Source organism: Klenkia soli, from assembly GCF_900103975.1.
Lineage (GTDB): Bacteria > Actinomycetota > Actinomycetes > Mycobacteriales > Geodermatophilaceae > Klenkia > Klenkia soli.
This window is the reverse complement of the sequence record NZ_FNIR01000001.1, coordinates 308928-325104: the sequence shown is the minus strand read 5'-3', so window position 1 is coordinate 325104 and position 16177 is coordinate 308928. Positions and strand designations below refer to the sequence as shown.

General features: G+C 72.8%; 17 protein-coding genes. 8 read left to right on the top strand and 9 right to left on the bottom strand.

Annotated features, from left to right (window positions below):
- Nucleotides 1-122 precede the first annotated feature (122 nt).
- The 5 genes from BLS67_RS01685 to BLS67_RS01665 form a co-directional block, all read right to left on the bottom strand.
- Nucleotides 123-548, bottom strand: a complete 426-nt coding sequence (locus BLS67_RS01685; protein ID WP_207500169.1) for a hypothetical protein — start codon at nt 546-548, stop codon at nt 123-125.
- Nucleotides 545-928, bottom strand: coding sequence for a flagellar export chaperone FliS (fliS, locus tag BLS67_RS01680; RefSeq protein WP_091238448.1), 384 nt, complete (start codon nt 926-928; stop codon nt 545-547). Before fliS ends, BLS67_RS01685 begins: the two co-directional genes overlap by 4 nt.
- 34 nt (nt 929-962) lie before the next feature.
- Entirely contained in the window at nt 963-2396 is a 1434-nt protein-coding gene (gene fliD / locus BLS67_RS01675; RefSeq protein WP_091238445.1) for a flagellar filament capping protein FliD, read from the bottom strand.
- A 189-nt stretch (nt 2397-2585) separates the two neighbouring features.
- Nucleotides 2586-3872 carry a flagellin N-terminal helical domain-containing protein gene (locus BLS67_RS24665; protein ID WP_091238442.1) on the bottom strand — a complete coding sequence of 429 codons (1287 nt, stop codon included), beginning with the start codon at nt 3870-3872 and terminating at the stop codon, nt 2586-2588.
- Nucleotides 3873-4018: 146 nt separating this feature from the next.
- Entirely contained in the window at nt 4019-4924 is a 906-nt protein-coding gene (locus tag BLS67_RS01665) for a sigma-70 family RNA polymerase sigma factor (protein ID WP_091238439.1), read from the bottom strand.
- 152 nt (nt 4925-5076) lie between these two features.
- On the opposite strand from BLS67_RS01665, the gene BLS67_RS01660 reads away from it, so the two are divergent.
- The 8 genes from BLS67_RS01660 to BLS67_RS01625 all read left to right on the top strand — a co-directional run bounded on the left by BLS67_RS01660 (nt 5077) and on the right by BLS67_RS01625 (nt 11356).
- Complete coding sequence (locus tag BLS67_RS01660; RefSeq protein WP_091238436.1) at nt 5077-5562, top strand: flagellar protein FlgN; 486 nt, start codon at nt 5077-5079, stop codon at nt 5560-5562.
- Nucleotides 5559-6974 (top strand): flagellar hook-associated protein FlgK, encoded by a 1416-nt coding sequence (gene flgK / locus BLS67_RS01655; protein WP_091238433.1) that lies wholly within the window; start codon nt 5559-5561, stop codon nt 6972-6974. Before BLS67_RS01660 ends, flgK begins: the two co-directional genes overlap by 4 nt.
- Before the next feature lie 4 nt (nt 6975-6978).
- On the top strand, nt 6979-7860 hold the full coding sequence (flgL, locus tag BLS67_RS01650) for a flagellar hook-associated protein FlgL (RefSeq protein ID WP_091238430.1): 882 nt from the start codon (nt 6979-6981) through the stop codon (nt 7858-7860).
- A gap of 64 nt (nt 7861-7924) precedes the next feature.
- Nucleotides 7925-8296: a carbon storage regulator CsrA gene (csrA, locus tag BLS67_RS24660; RefSeq protein WP_479723808.1), complete on the top strand. Its 372-nt coding sequence runs from the start codon at nt 7925-7927 to the stop codon at nt 8294-8296.
- Between the two features lie 109 nt (nt 8297-8405).
- Nucleotides 8406-8945 (top strand): hypothetical protein, encoded by a 540-nt coding sequence (locus BLS67_RS01640; RefSeq protein WP_091238427.1) that lies wholly within the window; start codon nt 8406-8408, stop codon nt 8943-8945.
- A gap of 137 nt (nt 8946-9082) precedes the next feature.
- The gene (locus BLS67_RS01635) at nt 9083-10153 is read left to right on the top strand and encodes a sigma-70 family RNA polymerase sigma factor (RefSeq protein WP_091238424.1); all 1071 of its coding nucleotides are present in this window, start codon (nt 9083-9085) and stop codon (nt 10151-10153) included.
- A 98-nt stretch (nt 10154-10251) separates the two neighbouring features.
- Nucleotides 10252-10596 carry a hypothetical protein gene (locus BLS67_RS01630; RefSeq protein WP_091239212.1) on the top strand — a complete coding sequence of 115 codons (345 nt, stop codon included), beginning with the start codon at nt 10252-10254 and terminating at the stop codon, nt 10594-10596.
- 10 nt (nt 10597-10606) lie between these two features.
- The gene (locus tag BLS67_RS01625; RefSeq protein ID WP_091238421.1) at nt 10607-11356 is read left to right on the top strand and encodes a hypothetical protein; all 750 of its coding nucleotides are present in this window, start codon (nt 10607-10609) and stop codon (nt 11354-11356) included.
- Nucleotides 11357-11457: 101 nt separating this feature from the next.
- Here BLS67_RS01625 and BLS67_RS01620 read toward each other — a convergent pair whose 3' ends face one another.
- The 4 genes from BLS67_RS01620 to BLS67_RS01605 form a co-directional block, all read right to left on the bottom strand.
- Nucleotides 11458-12477 (bottom strand): type IV toxin-antitoxin system AbiEi family antitoxin domain-containing protein, encoded by a 1020-nt coding sequence (locus BLS67_RS01620; RefSeq protein ID WP_091238418.1) that lies wholly within the window; start codon nt 12475-12477, stop codon nt 11458-11460.
- Between the two features lie 201 nt (nt 12478-12678).
- A complete protein-coding gene (locus tag BLS67_RS01615) occupies nt 12679-14526 on the bottom strand; it encodes a D-alanyl-D-alanine carboxypeptidase family protein (protein WP_131801654.1) in 1848 nt (615 codons plus the stop codon).
- Between the two features lie 125 nt (nt 14527-14651).
- Complete coding sequence (locus tag BLS67_RS01610; RefSeq protein ID WP_091238414.1) at nt 14652-14837, bottom strand: hypothetical protein; 186 nt, start codon at nt 14835-14837, stop codon at nt 14652-14654.
- A gap of 18 nt (nt 14838-14855) precedes the next feature.
- The gene (locus BLS67_RS01605; protein WP_091238411.1) at nt 14856-16166 is read right to left on the bottom strand and encodes a citrate synthase; all 1311 of its coding nucleotides are present in this window, start codon (nt 16164-16166) and stop codon (nt 14856-14858) included.
- Nucleotides 16167-16177: the final 11 nt, after the last annotated feature.

Below are 16177 nucleotides of genomic sequence, written 5' to 3'. Positions count from 1 at the left end.
CGGCTCGCTGATGTTGAGTTGTGTGCCCTGATCGGGTCCGCAACGACAAAACACCCCACAGCGCGGTGGGCGCTGCGGGGTGCGTTGGTGGATCTGGCCGAACCGGGTGGTGCCGGCCGGGGTCAGACCGGGCGGTCGATGAACGACGAGGTGGGGCGGGACGGTGCCTGGGACATCCGGGCGGCGAGGTCGCGCTGCCGGCGGGACTGGGTGATCCCCTCGACCAGGGCCTCGGCCACGGCCAGCTGGTGCTGCAGCAGCCGGGCGGCCCGCTCGCGCAGGTCGGCGGGCAGGGGGCCCAGGCCCGAGGGCGGGACCCAGTCGCTGGACCGTCGTCCCCAGGCCGCGATCTCCTCGGGGGTCGCGTGGGCCAGGGTGGTCTCGGCCCGGTGGGTGTCGTCCTCGATCTCGTCGAGGGCCTCCGACCAGGTCTGCGGCTGCCGGTCGGCGTGCCGGCGACCACCGCCCCCGCCGGCGTCCTCGGCCTGCACGGCCGGCGCGGGTCGGTAGTCCTGGCCGCCCACGCCCGAGAGCGCGGACAGACTCATGCCGAACCGGAGGCCAGCATCGCCGCGGCCTCGGCCCAGGCGTCGCGCAGCGGCTCGACGACGGTGCGGCAGTCGGCCACCCGGCGGGCGTCGCCCTTGACGTTGGCCAGCACGAGCTCCCCGTAGATCCAGTTGTAGAGCGAGGACAGGGCCGGGCCGCCGTCCCACTCCTCAACCCGCAGGGTGCTGTGCAGCTCCAGGACGATGTCCTGCGCGTGCATCAGCAGCTCGCTGGCGCCCACCCGGTCGCCCTCGCCGAGCGCGGTCTGCGCCCGCTGCAGGTCCAGGGCGAGCCGGTCGTAGAGCATCACGAGCAGTCGCTGCGGCGAGGCGGTGGCGACCGACTCGTTGACGAAGCGGGCGCGCAGGGCGGCGGTCATTCGGGGATCTCCTGGGCGTCGGGGGAGCGTGCGGTCAGGACGACTTGTTGGGGTTGTACAGCTGGTTGATCTGCGAGCTGAGCCAGGAGGCCTGGTTCTTGATCGTCGACAGCGCCGTCTCGAGCGCGGTGAACTGCTTGGTCAACGTGTCCTTGCGGTTGGCCAGGCGGATGTCCCAGCCGTCGATCTTGTCCTGGATGGCGTTGGCCAGCGTGTCCCTGCCGTTGGCCAGCTGCACCAGCGTGCCGGTGGAGGAGTTGCTGGCCGCCTTGGCCAGGGCGGCGATCTTGTCGGCGAAGCCGGGAACCGCAGCCGTGGTGACGCCGTCGGTCGTGGTCGCCGGCACCCCGCTGAGCAACCGGTTCACCGTGGTGGGGTCGCTGGCCAGCGTGGCGGTGAACTTCCCGCTGTCGAAGGAGAGCGTGCCGTCCTTGTTCAGCTGCAGCCCCAAGGTGCTCAGGCTCTTGCCGCCGATCGCGGAGGAGACGGCGTCCATGACCGAGTCGCCCAGCTGCACCAGCGCGCGGTCGCCCTGCAGGGTCGCGACGGCGGAGCCGGCGGTGGACACCGTGTACCCCTTGATGACGCCCAGCGCGCCGTTGGCGGCGTCGACCAGGGCCTTGACCTTGGCCGCGATGGCCGAGCCGTCCACCCCGACGCTGATGGTGGTGGGCGAGGTGGCGGTGGGGTCGGCCTTGCTGACCGTCACCGAGACCCCGGTCATCAGGTCGGCGAAGGTGTTGGTGGAGGACTCCCGGACGTAGCCGGTGCCGTCGATCGAGATCTGGGCGTTGACGGCGTCCCGGCTGCGCTGGAACCCCGACTCGGCGGTCCCGACGGTCTGCGACTGCGGGTCGTCGGCGGTCTCGTCGGCACCCTGCAGCGTGCGTGCGCCGTCGGTCCCGGTCCCGTCGCTGCTCACCTGGAGCCGGAACTGGTTCGCCGCGAGCTGGACGATCGTGGCGTGCACGCCGTACCCGCTGGCGTTGATCGCGCTGACGGCGTCGGTGAGCGTCGCGTTGGCCGGGATCACGATCGAGCCCACGGTGGCACCGGTGCTGTCGAGCACCTTGATCGGCCACACCGGCTTGGGCTGCTCGTCGGCCCGGGCGGTCGGGGAGGACCACTTCTCGAGGCTGGTGACCTGCTTGGCCGTGGCGAGCTGCTCGACCCGGAAGCTGACGCTCGAGCCGTCGACCGCGCTGCTCGTCGCGCTGGCCGTCACCGTCGAGTTCGTGCTGCTCGCCGACCGGGCCGCGGCCAGGCTGGTGCTGGTGAGCGCCTCCGCGGCGGAGCGGATGGCGTCGAAGCGGGTGTTCACCGTCCGGTAGGCCGTCGCCTTGGCCTGCGTGGCGGAGAGCTGGCTCTTCAGCAGCGTCTGCGGCTGCGCCTCCACGCTCATCAGGTTGGTGATGATCGATGTCGTGTCGAGGCCGGAGACCAGCCCGTCGACTCCCAGGGTGACCATGTCGCTGTCCTCTCCGTTCCCGTTCCGTCATCGGTGTGCTCTGTGGTGATCGGCGTCCCGCGCCCGGACTTGAGCCGAGTGCGTGCACCAACCCGTCCGGGTGGGGTGGCAACAGCAGTGAGGGGGGTGGCCTGGTGGCCACCCCCCTCACCGGGAGTGCTGTGCTGCGGGTGTTCCTCCCGCCTCAGCTCACTGCAGGAGCTTGAGGACCGACTGCGAGGACTGGTTCGCCTGGGCCAGCATGGAGGTGCCGGCCTGGACCAGGATCTGGTTCTTGCTGAACTCGGTCATCTCCGACGCCATGTCGACGTCGACGATGCGCGAGTTGCTGGCGGTCAGGTTCTCCACGGCCACGTTCAGGTTGGCGGTGGTGTGCTCGAACCGGTTCTGCAGGGCACCGAGGTCGGCACGCTGCGAGGAGACCTTCGCGATGGCCGTGTCGAGCTTGGCGATCGCGTCGCTCGCCCCGGACGCCTGGCTGAACGTCGGGGTCGCCGCCGCGATGTTCTGCGCGGTCGCCGTCGCCCCGCCCAGCGCGATGCCGCCGGTGCCGGTGTAGCCGGCCACGGCCTCGCGGACGCCGAAGTTCAGCTGCGAGGTGTCGGTGCCGACGGTGAACGGGTTGGTGGACAGACCCAGGGCGCTCTTCGCCGCGGTGTTCAACTTGGCCAGGGCGGCACTGGCCGCCGTGACGCCGGTGTAGTCCACCGAGCCCAGGTTGAACGACTTGCCGCCGAAGGAGATCGTGCCGTCGAGACGGTCGAACTCGGCCACGGCGATGGCGTCGGTCGCCGAACCACCCGCGGTGAAGGCGATCGCGGCCGAGGAGGCACCGGACGCGGTGAAGGCCACCGAGCCGGACGCCGCGGAGGTCGCGTTCGTCGTGAAGGTGGTCAGCGCGGCACCCGAGGCGGCCGAGGCCCCGTAGGCACCGGCGGTGCCGGTCACGTTGATGCCGGCGACGCCCAGGCTGGCGGCGTCCATGGCCGTGCCGACACCGACGCTGATGGTCTCGTTGGCGTTGGCGCCGACCTGGAAGGTGCCGGTGTAGGAACCGTCGAGCAGGGCCTTGCCGTTGAACTTCGTGGTCGTGGAGATGCGGTTCAGCTCGGAGTTGAGCTGGCCGATCTCGGACTGGATGTTCTTCTTGGCGTCGGTCGAGAGACCGCCGTCGTTGGAGGCCTGCACCGACAGGTCGCGCATGCGCTGCAGGATGCTGGTGGTCTCCGCCAGCGCACCTTCAGCGGTCTGCACGACGCTGACGCCGTCCTGGGTGTTGCGGACGGCGACCTTGAGGCCACCGATCTGGGACTTCAGGCCCTCGGAGATGGCCAGCCCGGCCGCGTCGTCCGCAGCGCGGTTGATGCGGAAACCCGACGACAGCTTCTCCAGCGACTTGTTCATCGCGGAGTCGTTGACCGACAGGTTGCGGTAGGCGTTCATCGCCGCGGTGTTGGTGTTGATGCGCATGCCCATGGTGATCCTCCTGGATTAAGGCTGCTGGATGGTTCCCGCTGCATCCGTGCTGCGGGCCGTGCAGAAGTGGTAACGGCTGGTGGGGGTCGGGTCTTGAGTCGTAATCCCGACTTTTCCCGGCCGTTCTCCCCACGTCGGGGAGATGGTCAGGCGGGCCGGTGGAAGGCCGCCCGCACCGCCGCCCCGGAGCGCGGCGGCGGGGGGTACATGGCCCGGCCGACGTGCGGCCGGCTGCGGGTGGCGACCTGCTGCACGTAGCTGGTCTGCTGGTTGCGGGCCCGCACACCGCCGGCGGCGACGACGGCCCGGCCCTCCCACACCTCGCTCATCGCGGCGTGCAGCAGGGTCAGCGCCCGGGCACGCATCTGCGAGACGCGGGAGAGGGTCACCCCGAGGTCGACCGCGATGTCGGTCAGTGATTCGTCACCGAAGAAACTGCGCTCGACCACCTCGCCGAGCCGGTCGGGCAGCGCGGCCAGCGCTTCGTGGAGGTGACGGGCCCGCTCGCTGTTGACCACGGCGCGCTCGGGGGAGTCCCCGGGCGACGGCAGGTCGAACGTCCCGCCCTCGTCGTTGGTCTCGGCGTCGATGCTGACCAGGACGGCACGGTGCACGTCGACCTGCAGGGCGGACAGCTCCTGCGTGGGCACCCCGAGCTCGGCGGCGAGCTCGGCCCGCGTCGGGGGGCGGCCCAACCGGGCGGCCAGCACGTCGGCCGCCGCGTCGGACCGGCGGGCAGCTGCGCGCACCGAGCGGCTGGCCCAGTCGCCGGACCGGAGCTCGTCGAGGACAGCGCCCTGCAGGCGGGGGAGGGCGTAGGTCGCGAAGGTGGCCCCGGCGGCCGGGTCGAACCGGCGGGCGACCTCGACCAGCGCGACCTGCGCGCAGGAGAGCAGGTCGTCGCGGCTGACGTGGGCCGGCAGCGAGATCCGTGCGGCGACGGCGTTCACCGCGTACTGGGCCAGGGCCAGGTGCGCGGTGACCAGCGCATCGGCATCGCTGCGCCGCGCTGCAGGACCCGCCGGGGGAGGCGACGGGCGAGGGGGGTTCACGAAGCTCTATCTCGGCGTCCCAGGCGTCACACCTGACCCCCTCTCGGCAACTTCGTGCTTCGACTTGAGCCCCTCGGGGGTGCTGCCGAAGCAATCGTCGAGAACCGGGGTGCAGCCGCACCGCGGGACGGCGACGACGAGAGGAGCACGCGGTGGACTTCCAGCACCTGTCGACCCTGCTCTGGCGCGAGCAGGAGCTCCTGGACCTGCTCCTCTTCAAGGCCGAGGAGAAGCAGTACCTGATCATCTCCGGCAAGAACCGCTGGCTGCCCCGGATCGCGCACGAGATCGAGGTCGTCCTCGAGCAGCTGCGCACCCTCGAGGTGGAGCGCGCCGCGGTCGGCGAGGTGATCGCGGCCGGCCTGGGCCTGGACGCCGACCCCTCGCTGCGCACCATCGCCGCACACGCCCCGGCGCCGTGGGACGACCTGCTGGTCAAGCACCACGAGGCCCTGCTGCTGCTGGTGGCCGACCTGCGCGGGCTCTCCGACGCCAACCGGGAGCTCGTCCAGCAGGGGCTCGCCGCCATCGACCAGGCGTTGCAGTCGGTCCGTCCCGACGGCACCCGCACCTACACGGCGAACGGTCGCACCGCCGGTCGCGACAGCCGCTCGATGACCCTGGACGGCTCGCTGTGAGCGGCTTCTCCGCGCTGCGGGTCGCCTCCCACGCGCTGTCGGCCCAGCAGCGGGCCCTCGAGGTCACCGCGCAGAACGTCGCCAACTCGGCCACCGTCGGCTACACCCGGCAGCGCGCCGACCTCCAGTCGCTGTCCGCGTCCTCCATCTCCGGCCTCTACGCGACGTCCTCCGGCGTCGGCGAGGGCGTGACGGCGGACAAGGTCACCCGGATCCGGGACGCCTTCCTCGAGCGCCGCGGGCAGCTCGAGCACGGGATCTCGGCCCAGGCCGCAGCGCTGGACACGACCTGGTCGCAGGCCGAGCTGTCGTTCAACGAGCCGGGCACCACCGGGCTGTCGAGCACGCTGAGCTCCTCCTGGGCCAAGTGGGGCCAGCTGGCCAGCACCCCGACCGAGCCGGCTGCCCGCACCGCGGTCATCGCGGCCAGCGGCTCGGTGGTCAACAGCCTCACCAGCACGGCCAAGGCGCTGGACGCCCAGTGGAACTCCACCCGGGTGGACGTCGCCGACTCGCTCACCGTCGTGAACTCCGCGACGACCCAGATCGCCGAGCTCAACCGCTCGATCATGGCCGCCACCGCCAACGGCCTGGACTCCAACGAGCTCCAGGACAAGCGGGACGTCCTCATCGGCACGCTCGCCGACACCATCGGGGCCACCGGGATCCCGAAGGAGGACGGCAGCGTCGACGTCGTCGTCGGCGGGGCGACCCTGGTGTCGGGCAAGAACGCGAGCACGGTCTCCTTCACCGGTCCGGCTGCCTCGCCCGGCGGGGCCACGGGGACGGTCGCCCTGTGGGCTACCCCCGGTGGGCAGATATCCGCGGGCGGGCAGATGGGCGGTCAGGTCACGGCCCTGAACTCGGTCCTGCCGGGTCTGCGCACCGAGCTGGACACCGTGGCCGCCTCGATCGCGTCGTCGGTGAACGCCCTCCAGGTCGCCGGCGGCGACAAGAACGGCAACCCGGGGACGCCGCTGTTCGGCACCACCGACGGCAGCACGACGGTCACCGCGGCGAACATCGCGCTGGCCTTCACCGACGGCAACCTGCTGGCCGCCTCCAAGGTGACCGGCCTGGACGCCCAGGGCAAGGCCGCGGCCGACGGCGGCAACGCCGACAAGATCGCCCAGCTCGCGCAGTCCACGACCGGCCCGGACGCCACCTACCGCTCGATGATCACGCGGATGGGGGTCTCGGCAGCGGCGGCCACCGCCACCGCCGCGTCCTCCGAGGCGATCGTGACCCAGATCGACGCCTCCCGGCAGTCGATTAGCGGGGTGAGCCTCGACGAGGAGATGACGAACATGCTGACCTTCAAGCAGTCCTACGCCGCCATGGGCCGGGTCATCTCGGCCATGGACGAGATGCTCGACGTCCTGATCAACAAGACCGGATTGGTCGGCAGGTGACCTGATGCGCATCACCCATCGCGCCATCGCGGAGAACAGCGCCCGCGGCATGCAGACCAACCTCTCGGCGCTGGCCAAGCTCAACGAGCAGATCTCGTCCGGGAAGTCGATCACCAAGCCCTCGGACTCCCCGACCGGGACGTCGACGGCGATGCGCTCCCGCGCGGACCTGACGGCCAACGACCAGTACACCGCCAACATCTCGACGGCCACCTCGACGCTCACGGCCGCCGACTCGGCCCTGGGGTCGATGGGCAGCCTGCTCGCCCGGGTCCGCGACCTGGTCACGGCGGCGGCGAACACCGGTGCCACCTCGACCGGGGGCAACGCGGCCATCGCCACCGAGATCGCCGGCATCAAGGAGGGGATGATCGCCGTGGCCAACCGGACCGTCGGCGGCGTCCCCGTCTTCGGGGGCGCCACGTCGGGCACCGCGGCCTACGACGCCACCGGTGCCTACGTCGGCCGCACGGGGTTGACCCAGGACGTCCGGGTCTCGCCCAGCGAGACGGTGCAGACCAGCACAGCCGGTCCCGACGCCTTCGGGGCCGACGGGTCCAACGTGTTCGACCTGCTGAGCACCATCGTCGGCGACCTGGCGACCAACCCGTCCGCCCTGTCGGGGCGGCTCGCGCAGATCGACACCGCGGCGCAGCGGATGAGCGATGCCCGGGCCACGGTCGGGGTGCGCACCTCCCGGCTGGAGCAGGTGGCCTCGATCAACGCCAGCCAGGCGCTGACCATCAAGGGCACCCTGTCCGAGGCCGAGGACATCGACCAGGCCAAGACGTACCTGGAGCTCACCGTCCGGCAGACCGCCTACAACGCGGCCCTGCAGGTCACGGCCAGCACGATCCAGACATCGCTGGTGGACTACCTCAGGTAGCTCATCGACCCGCCCTGCCCCGCTGACCCCAGTGGTGACCGGCCCTGTTGCCAGGATGCCGATCATGGGGGAGACGGCGCAGGTCGCGCTCGCCCCCGGCCGGGACCGGCCGGTCACCGACACCCATGGAGGGGTCCAGGTGCTCACGCTCACCCGCAACATCGGCGAGACCATCCGCATCGGAGACGACATCGAGGTGCACGTCGTCGAGGTCCGCGGCAACACCGTCCGGCTCGGCTTCAAGGCCCCCCGCGAGGTGTCCATCCACCGCGAGGAGGTCTACGAGCAGATCGCCGCCGCGCGTCGGCTGGCCGTCCGGGTGGCGGCCGACGCGGTGGGTGCGCTCACCGCTGCCCTGGGCGGCACCCGGTCCCCGACGGCAAGCACGCCGAAGGCCGTCGACACCGGCGACACGGCGGTCCGTTCGTTGGCGTGATCTGCCCACGAAATCGTCTGTAGTTGGGCGACACGAACCTCGATTCGGCTCAAGACCGACCCGTCGGTGCGCAATCCTTGCCTCAAGCACGTGACAGGGGGCAACGGAGATGCGACACAGCGCAACCGACACCGCGGCGACCGCAGAGCGGGACGACGCCGGCGAGGGCACCATCCACGGGGCCGGTGCCCTGCTGGGCCTTGCGCACCACGATGCGCACGACGATGCGCACGACGACGCGTCCGCCGAGCAGGACGCCGACCACCTGGTCGTGCACGTCCAGCTGCGCCCGCGGCGCGCCGCGGCCCGCAAGTGCCTCGTCGCCCTGGCCCAGCTGGCCACCGAGCACGCCGGCGTGCCGGTCGCCCTGGCCGGCCTGAGCAAGGACGACCGCGTCCTGCGCATCACCGTCGCCGTCGACCTCGGCCCGCGCCTCGAGGTGGCCCGGTTCAGCCCGGCCGCGCAGGCCGCCTACGGCTTCGTCTCGGACCTCTTCACGGTCCTCTACGACCACATGCCGGTGTACGCCACCGAGCCCACCTCAGAGGAGAGCGCCGTCGTGGCCCCCTTCCTGCGGGCCGGCGACCGGACCTCCTGGACCGCGGCGCCGGTCTGGCAGTCCGAGGTGCTCGGCGCCGTCAGCGCCTGACCCCTCGCGGGTCAGCGCCCCACCTGCACGACATCGCACCTCGTCCTCTCACCGAGACGCGATCCCGCGGACCGCACCGGCAGCGCCGGAGCGGTCCGTCTTCCCCGAGATCCCGACCCGACGACAGGAGTCACCCGGTGTCCGAGCCGCAGCGCAGGTCCCACCCACCCCTGGTCTTCGGGGGCATCACCGAGGACGAGGCCTGGGCCTCCACCCCGATCACGCTGCGCGACCGGGTGCACTTCCGCACGGAGCGCGAGCTCCCGCTGGGGGAGTTCCGCCAGGCGCTGCCCGCCGGGGTCACGGTGACCCTCGACGAGGGCGAGGGCCTCTACCGCGTCGACGGCGACGCGGGCACCGCGGCGACGCTGTCGGCGCTGGTCAAGAACTGGTGCGCCGTCCACGGGCACCGGACGATCGGTCTGCGCGCCGAGAGCGGCGTCCGCCGCCGGGCCCCGCGCGACCTCCCGCCGCAGTTCCTGGCCGACCTGTGCCGGCACTACGGACCGGTCAGCCTGAAGCGGCTGCAGCGCAACATGAGCACGATCCGGCTGCACATCCCGGACAACGACGACGTCGTGCAGCAGGTCAGCGAGTGGGTCCTCAAGGCCGTCGCGCAGTACGACGAGACCAAGGGCGTCCCGTTCGGCGCCTTCCTGGCCACGCAGCTGTCCAAGTGGGTGCACGACCTGGGCCGGGCCGCCTTCGGCCGGACCGCGACCGACACGGAGAACAAGCAGCAGAAGGCGATCGCCGCCTTCGTCACCGAGCACCAGCGCCGGCCCACCGAGCGCGAGCTCGCCGAGCTGCTGGGGCAGAGCGTGGCGGTGCTGCGCAAGAACGCCCAGTCGGTGGCGACGCTGAACGGGCTGCGCAACCTGCAGTCCCTGGACGGCGTGCCCGACGGTGCCGACCACCTGCTGCCCGACACCGCGCAGGCGCCCGACGAGATCCTCGGGGAGGCCGAGCAGACGCTGCTCTCCCACGCCCTCACCGCGGCATGCGCCCCCGACGTCACCGCCCGCCCCGACCAGCGCGCGGGCCAGCCCAACGTGCTGGGCTGGGTCACCTGGTACCTGACGACGTGGGGCGGGCAGACCAAGACGCAGCTGTCGGCCGACCTCGGCACCTCGGTGCGGAACATGAACGTGCACGCCGACCGGGCCGAGCGGGTGCTCAAGGACCGGCTGCTGGAACTGGCCGGATGACTCGGATTGATGAGCTCGTCCCGCTGCCGATAGATGAGGTCAGTGGGACGGAAGCGCCGCGAGGGGCCGTCCGAGGACGCAACGGGAGCGTGGCCGCGATGTCGATGGTGTTCGAGCAGGAGACCCGGGTCGTCCTGGTGCCGCACTGGCTGTCGGCCGCGGACCGGGATGCCCTCGCCGTCGCGCTGGACGCCGCCCTCGACCGCGCCGACCTGCCCGCGAGCACCGCGGACCGGCTCATCGACGTCCTCACCGAGCTGCACGTGGCCCGGGCCCGCGACGTCGTCTGGCCCTCCTCGGCCGCCCGCGTGCGCCTGGTGACCGGCTGGGACCCCGACACCCTCCCGGTGCGGCTGTCGGCCATGGAGCTCGCCTGCACCCTCAGCCTGCCCGAGCTGCCGGCACCGGTGCGCGCTGCGCTCACCGGTGGCCGCAGCGTCTGACCCGCCACCCGTGTCCGCCCTGGGGTCGGCGCTGCGCCTGCTGCCCCGCCTGGACCGCCGCACCTGCGACCTCGACGACCTCGTGGACGCCGCTCGGCTGCTCGTGGCGGGCGGCCGGCCGGGCCTGCGCCTGGTGCTCGACGAAGACGACCCGCACCACCCCTGGCTGGAGGTGGAGGAGGACGAGCGCTCCCTGCGCACGGACCTCGCCGACCTCGCCGACGAGGTGGTCGGCAGCCAGCTGGACCTCGGCCCCGCGGGCCTCGCCGCTGCCCTGGACCGCTGGGTGGACGAGCGCCCGGTCACCGACGCGGAGGCCGCCCGCCGCGGCATCGCCGTCCTCGCCTGGACCGGGACCAGCGGCGGGGACCTGGCCTGGCAGGTCGCCGTCCAGCGCCGGACCGGTCTCGTGGGCTGGGCGCCGCACCCGTTCAGCGCAGCCGCCGACGTGCTCGGCATCCGCGAGGCCGCCCGCGCCCGGGCCGCCGACGTCGTGGTGCGCTGCACCGTCGAGGGCCCGGTGCTGCTCCTGGACGCCGACCAGCCGCACCTGGCGACCGCTGCGCTCAGCGCACCGGAGCAGATCCTGGCCCGCATGGCGGCCCTGGGCCTGCGGCTGTCCGAGGGGAGCGTCGTCGTCACCCCGGGCCGGCCCGTCGCGTGGGCCGGTCGCGCCGTCGCCGAGCGGCTGGCCGGCGAGACCGTCGAGCCGTGCGCCGTCCTGAGCTGGCGCGACGTGCTCGACCTCCCCTGGGCCTGACGCTCCCCGCTTCCCGGTGATCAGGTGACCTGATCACCGGGGTTCCGACCTCACCAATGGTGGTGTGGGTGGCGCCCCGTTCGTGCGGGTGGCCGGCTCGATCAGGCGGCGTGGTGGAGGACCCGGGCCGGCACCCGGAGACCGCCCTGCCACTGCTCGAACCGGACCCCGTCGACCAGCGCGGGCACGGGCTCGGTGAACAGCCGCTCGAGCCGGGCGACCTTCAGCGGCCATCCGGCGTGCAGGTCGACCGGCTTCACGTGGGAGCCGCGGAGCCCGAGGTCCACGAGTTCGTCGTGCTGGGCCTTCTCCCGCCAGACCGCCTCCGCCCCCGATCGCCCGCCCCACGGGTCGGTGACCTTGATCTTCCCGTCGCAGTTGAGGAAGACCCGGTACTCGGGCCAGAACATGTCGAGCACCGCGACCAACCGGTTCCCCTGCAGCACGGCCACCTGGAGCATCGGTGCGGGGAATCCGGATCCGCGCACCCGCAGTCTCGTGCGGGTCTCGTGCGGTGAGTGCGCCCCGACGGCCGACAGGCCGAACGCCGTCGACGCCCGGCCCGCACCACGCCAGTGGGTCTGGGCCAGGGCGGCCGCCGTGAGCTCGGCCGGTGTCACCCGGCCGTCGGCCAGCGCGTCGTCGACCGCGACCACGGTGTCCGCGATGTCCCGGTACCGGCCGACGTCCGCGAGCGTGCGGGCCAGCGACGTGACGGTCAACGCGCCGTGCGGCTCGACGGCCTCCGCCGGGAGAGGGGCCTCCAGGATGCGGTACTCGGTACCGGTCCGGAACTGCTCCTCGTCGGTCAGCCAGACACCGGTCGGCGCCTCGGCGGGGACGACGAGGCCGTGCAACCTCGCGGCCGAGGTGTGGCTGATGGTGGTGGGCCGCCCCAGTCTGCGGACGACGGCCGCGCACTCCAGCTCGTGGGTGGTGCCGGCCACCCCGTGCTGCAGCCAGCGGGCGGCGGTGGTGTAGATGCCGTACCGGATCCGCCGCCATTCTCCCGAGGCCACCAGCCTGCGGATCGAAGCGCGGTCCATGCCGACGGCGAGGGCGTCGGCTGCGGCGAAGACGCCGCCGTGCCGCTCCATGGCGGCGATGAGGTAGGGGTGCACGGGCGAACTCTGCGTCCACGGGGGCCCCGCCGGAACGGTGCGGCGCGTTCTGTGGACAGCCGTCCCCGCTGTGGACGACGTCCTGCGCCACCGCGTCGGTGCTCGCCGTCCGCACCAGTGGTGCGCCGTCCCCAGCACCGTTGGTGAGGTCCGTTCCACGGTGATCAGGTGACCTGATCACCGTGGAGCCCGCTGCGGTCGTCAGTCGAGGAGGTGGCCGAACTCCCAGTGCCACGGCTCGGGGTTCTCGCCGGTCGCCTGGGCCCAGTCCGGGTGCACCCAGCCGAAGTGCCCGGCGTAGGTGTCCATCCACTGGTGCTGGGCGGTGCCGAAGCCGTTCACGCCGCCGCACAGGTCCACCGCGAGGCCCCAGCCGTGGTTCGAGGTGCCGGGGACCGCGGTGATCCCCGGCTTGCGCTCGTGCGCGTCCTGCTGGGCGTCGTAGGAGCGGTAGGAGTCGGTGATGCACAGCGGCGTGCCGAAGGCCTGCTGGAAGGCCTGGGCCAGCGCGGTGTAGGCCACCGCCGCGTCGCAGCGGAGCAGGTGCCCACCGCCGATCGGGCACAGCGAGGACGCCGGGATGCGCCCGTTGGAGAAGCCGCCCCAGGCCGGGTCGACCGGTGCCGCTGCCACCGGCGCGGACGTCGCACCGCACGTCGCCGGGAGCGCGCCGGTGCCCGGCGGGACCGCGTTCGGGGTGGTGGAGGGCACGGTGGTGCGGATGCCGGTGGCCCCCTCGGGGAGGGGCGCGACGACGACCTGGTGGCGCACCGCCGAAGCGGTCACCACGAGGCCGTCGCCCACGGAGATGCCGACGTCGTCCAGCCCGGTGACGCTGTCCACGCCGAAGACCAGGTCGCCGGCCTGCAGCCGGTCGGCCGTCACGACCGTCCCGCCGGCCCACTGGGCGGGCAGGTCGGCGCCCAGGGCGGTCCCGGCCGCGGTCCAGACGGCAGCGGTGAGGCCACCGCAGTCGATGCCGGCGGTGCTGGTCCCGCCGGCCAGGTAGGGCGTGCCGAGCTGGGCGAAGGCGTAGCTGACCGCGGCCGCGGTCTCGGCGGACGGGACGTCGACGACCGCGCCGTCGACCACACCCGCGGCGACCCCGGGCACGACGGCGCCCGAGGCGTCGCGGGCCGGGGTCAGCGCGCCCGGGAGGTCGCCGTCGAGCAGCTGCTGGGCGGTGGGCAGGGTGACGCCGGCGGCCGTCAGCGCGGCCAGCCGGGTCTGCCAGGCGGTGCGGGCAGCGGCGTCGGTGGCCTGCTGGTCGGCCGGCGAGGGGGCGACGACCAGGCCGGCGAGGGCGACGGTCACCGCCGGGTCGAGCCCGGTGGCCCGCTCGTGGGCGGCGTCGGTGACGGCGGCGACCTGCTGGCGGGCGGCGGTGAGCACGGCGTCGGCGCCGGCGGCGCGGGCGGTGGCCGACTGCACGGCTCGCTCGGCGGCCTGGGCGGTGACCGTCAGCGCGGCCAGCTGGCGGCCGCTCCGCTCGGCGGCGACGGCGAGGGACCCGGCGAGGGCGGGATCGGCAGCGGCGGGGAAGCCGGCGGCGAGCGCGCGGTCGGCCGGGGTGTCCTGGTACAGCTCGCCCGCCCCGCTGCCGACGGCGGCCCGGGCGGTGGCGAGTGCGGCCTGCGCGGACGCGAGGTCGGTCTGCGCCGCGGCCACCCCGTTCTCGGCCGCGGTGACGGCCACCCGGGCGGCCTGCAGGTCGGTGGTCGTGGCCGTCAGCTCGTCGCGCAGCTGGGTCGCCGCGGCGGCCGGGTCGAGGGCGATCGAGGCGGCCGCCGGGGTCTCGCCCTGCACGCCCGAGACGACGACGGCGGCGACGAGGACGGCGGCCAGGGCACTGCCGACCGCACCGGTGCGGTGCGTCCACCGGCGCAGGGCCGCCACCCGGCGGGCCCTCGCCTCGGCCTTGCGCTGCGCGCGCGCGGCGGCGGCCTTCTTCCTGGCCAGGGCCCGCGCGCGCGCCTTCGCCCGGGCGAGCTCCTCGGGGGTCCGCGCCGCGGCGGTTGGCCGGGCAGGGGCAGGGGGGCGCGCGGGCACGGTGCTCCCCCCGCACCGGGTCGTGCCCACGCCGGTGGCGGGCAGTCGGTCGACCGGTGTCCACGGAGGGGATCGGGACACCGGGGGACCCGGTTGAGGGAGCTACCCCGTGGAGGGGGTGGGACTCACCCCTGCGGGTGAGGCGGCCACCACGCACCGTGCTCGGCCCTCAGCGGGATGCGGGTGGTGGCGCCGTCCTCGGTGGTGACCACCAGCTCGACGGCGGCCACAGCCCGGCCGTCCGGGTCGGGCAGCCGACGCCCGGAGGCCAGCGGCACCGGAGGCACGCGGAAGGTGTCCCCGTCGTCCACGTGTGCTCCGGGGCCGGCTCAGCGCTGGTCGAGCGGGACGAACGCGCGCTCGGTGGGCCCGGTGTACAGCTGCCGCGGGCGACCGATCTTGGTGGCCGGGTCCTCGATCATCTCGCGCCACTGGGCGATCCAGCCGGGCAGCCGGCCCAGGGCGAAGAGCACGGTGAACATGCGGGTGGGGAACCCCATCGCCCGGTAGATCAGGCCCGTGTAGAAGTCGACGTTCGGGTAGAGCTTGCGCTGCACGAAGTAGTCGTCGGTGAGGGCGACCTCCTCGAGCTGGCGGGCGAGGTCCAGCAGCTCGCTGTTGCCGCCGAGCTTGTCCAGCACGTTGTCCGCGGTCGCCTTCACGATGGCCGCGCGGGGGTCGTAGTTCTTGTAGACCCGGTGCCCGAAGCCCATCAGCTTGACGCCGGGCTCCTTGTCCTTCACCCGCTTGACGAAGTTCGGGATGTTGCCGCCGTCGGCCCTGATGCCCTCGAGCATCTCCAGCACCGACTGGTTCGCCCCGCCGTGCAGGGGGCCGAACAGCGCGTTGATGCCGGCCGAGACCGAGGCGAAGAGGTTGGCGTGCGAGGAGCCGACCAGCCGCACCGTCGAGGTGGAGCAGTTCTGCTCGTGGTCGGCGTGCAGGACGAACAGCATGTCCAGCGCCTTGACCAGCTCCGGGTCGGCCTCGTAGGGCTCGGCGGGGAACCCGAAGGTCATCCGCAGGAAGTTCTCGACCAGCCCGAGCGAGTTGTCCGGGTACAGGAACGGCTGCCCGACGGACTTCTTGTAGGCGTAGGCCGCGATGGTGGGCAGCTTGGCCAGCAGCCGGTAGGTGCTCATCTCGACCTGGTCGTGGTCGAAGGGGTCCAGGGAGTCCTGGTAGAAGGTCGACAGGGCGCTGACCGCCGAGGACAGCACCGGCATCGGGTGCGCGTCGCGGGGGAAGCCCTTGAAGAACTGCTTCAGGTCCTCGTGCAGCAGCGTGTGCCGGCGGATCTTCTGGTCGAAGTCCTCCAGCTGCGTCGGGGTCGGCAGCTCGCCGTGGATGAGCAGGTAGGACACCTCGATGAAGCTGGCCTTGCCGGCCAGCTGGTCGATCGGGTAGCCGCGGTAGCGCAGGATGCCGGCGTCGCCGTCGATGTAGGTGACCGCCGAGGTGCAGGCGGCGGTGTTGACGAAGCCGATGTCCAGCGCGACGTTGCCCGTGGTGGCGAGCAGCTTGCCGGTGTCGAAGCCGTTCGACCCCTCCGACGCGGTGCGCAGGGGCAGCTCGAGTTCACCCCCCGGGTAGTGCAGCGTGGCCGGCCGGGATACGTCGGGTTCTGCTGGCGCGCTCATCGGGAGCGACG

What these genes read in the sequence shown, in the direction of transcription:
- BLS67_RS01685 (WP_207500169.1), bottom strand. Translation starts at nt 548, where the DNA reads ATGAGTCTGTCCGCGCTCTCGGGCGTGGGCGGCCAGGACTACCGACCC.
- fliS (WP_091238448.1), bottom strand. Translation starts at nt 928, where the DNA reads ATGACCGCCGCCCTGCGCGCCCGCTTCGTCAACGAGTCGGTCGCCACC.
- fliD (WP_091238445.1), bottom strand. Translation starts at nt 2,396, where the DNA reads ATGGTCACCCTGGGAGTCGACGGGCTGGTCTCCGGCCTCGACACGACA.
- BLS67_RS24665 (WP_091238442.1), bottom strand. Translation starts at nt 3,872, where the DNA reads ATGGGCATGCGCATCAACACCAACACCGCGGCGATGAACGCCTACCGC.
- flgL (WP_091238430.1), top strand. Translation starts at nt 6,979, where the DNA reads ATGCGCATCACCCATCGCGCCATCGCGGAGAACAGCGCCCGCGGCATG.
- csrA (WP_479723808.1), top strand. Translation starts at nt 7,925, where the DNA reads ATGGGGGAGACGGCGCAGGTCGCGCTCGCCCCCGGCCGGGACCGGCCG.
- BLS67_RS01640 (WP_091238427.1), top strand. Translation starts at nt 8,406, where the DNA reads ATGCGACACAGCGCAACCGACACCGCGGCGACCGCAGAGCGGGACGAC.
- BLS67_RS01630 (WP_091239212.1), top strand. Translation starts at nt 10,252, where the DNA reads ATGTCGATGGTGTTCGAGCAGGAGACCCGGGTCGTCCTGGTGCCGCAC.
- BLS67_RS01605 (WP_091238411.1), bottom strand. Translation starts at nt 16,166, where the DNA reads ATGAGCGCGCCAGCAGAACCCGACGTATCCCGGCCGGCCACGCTGCAC.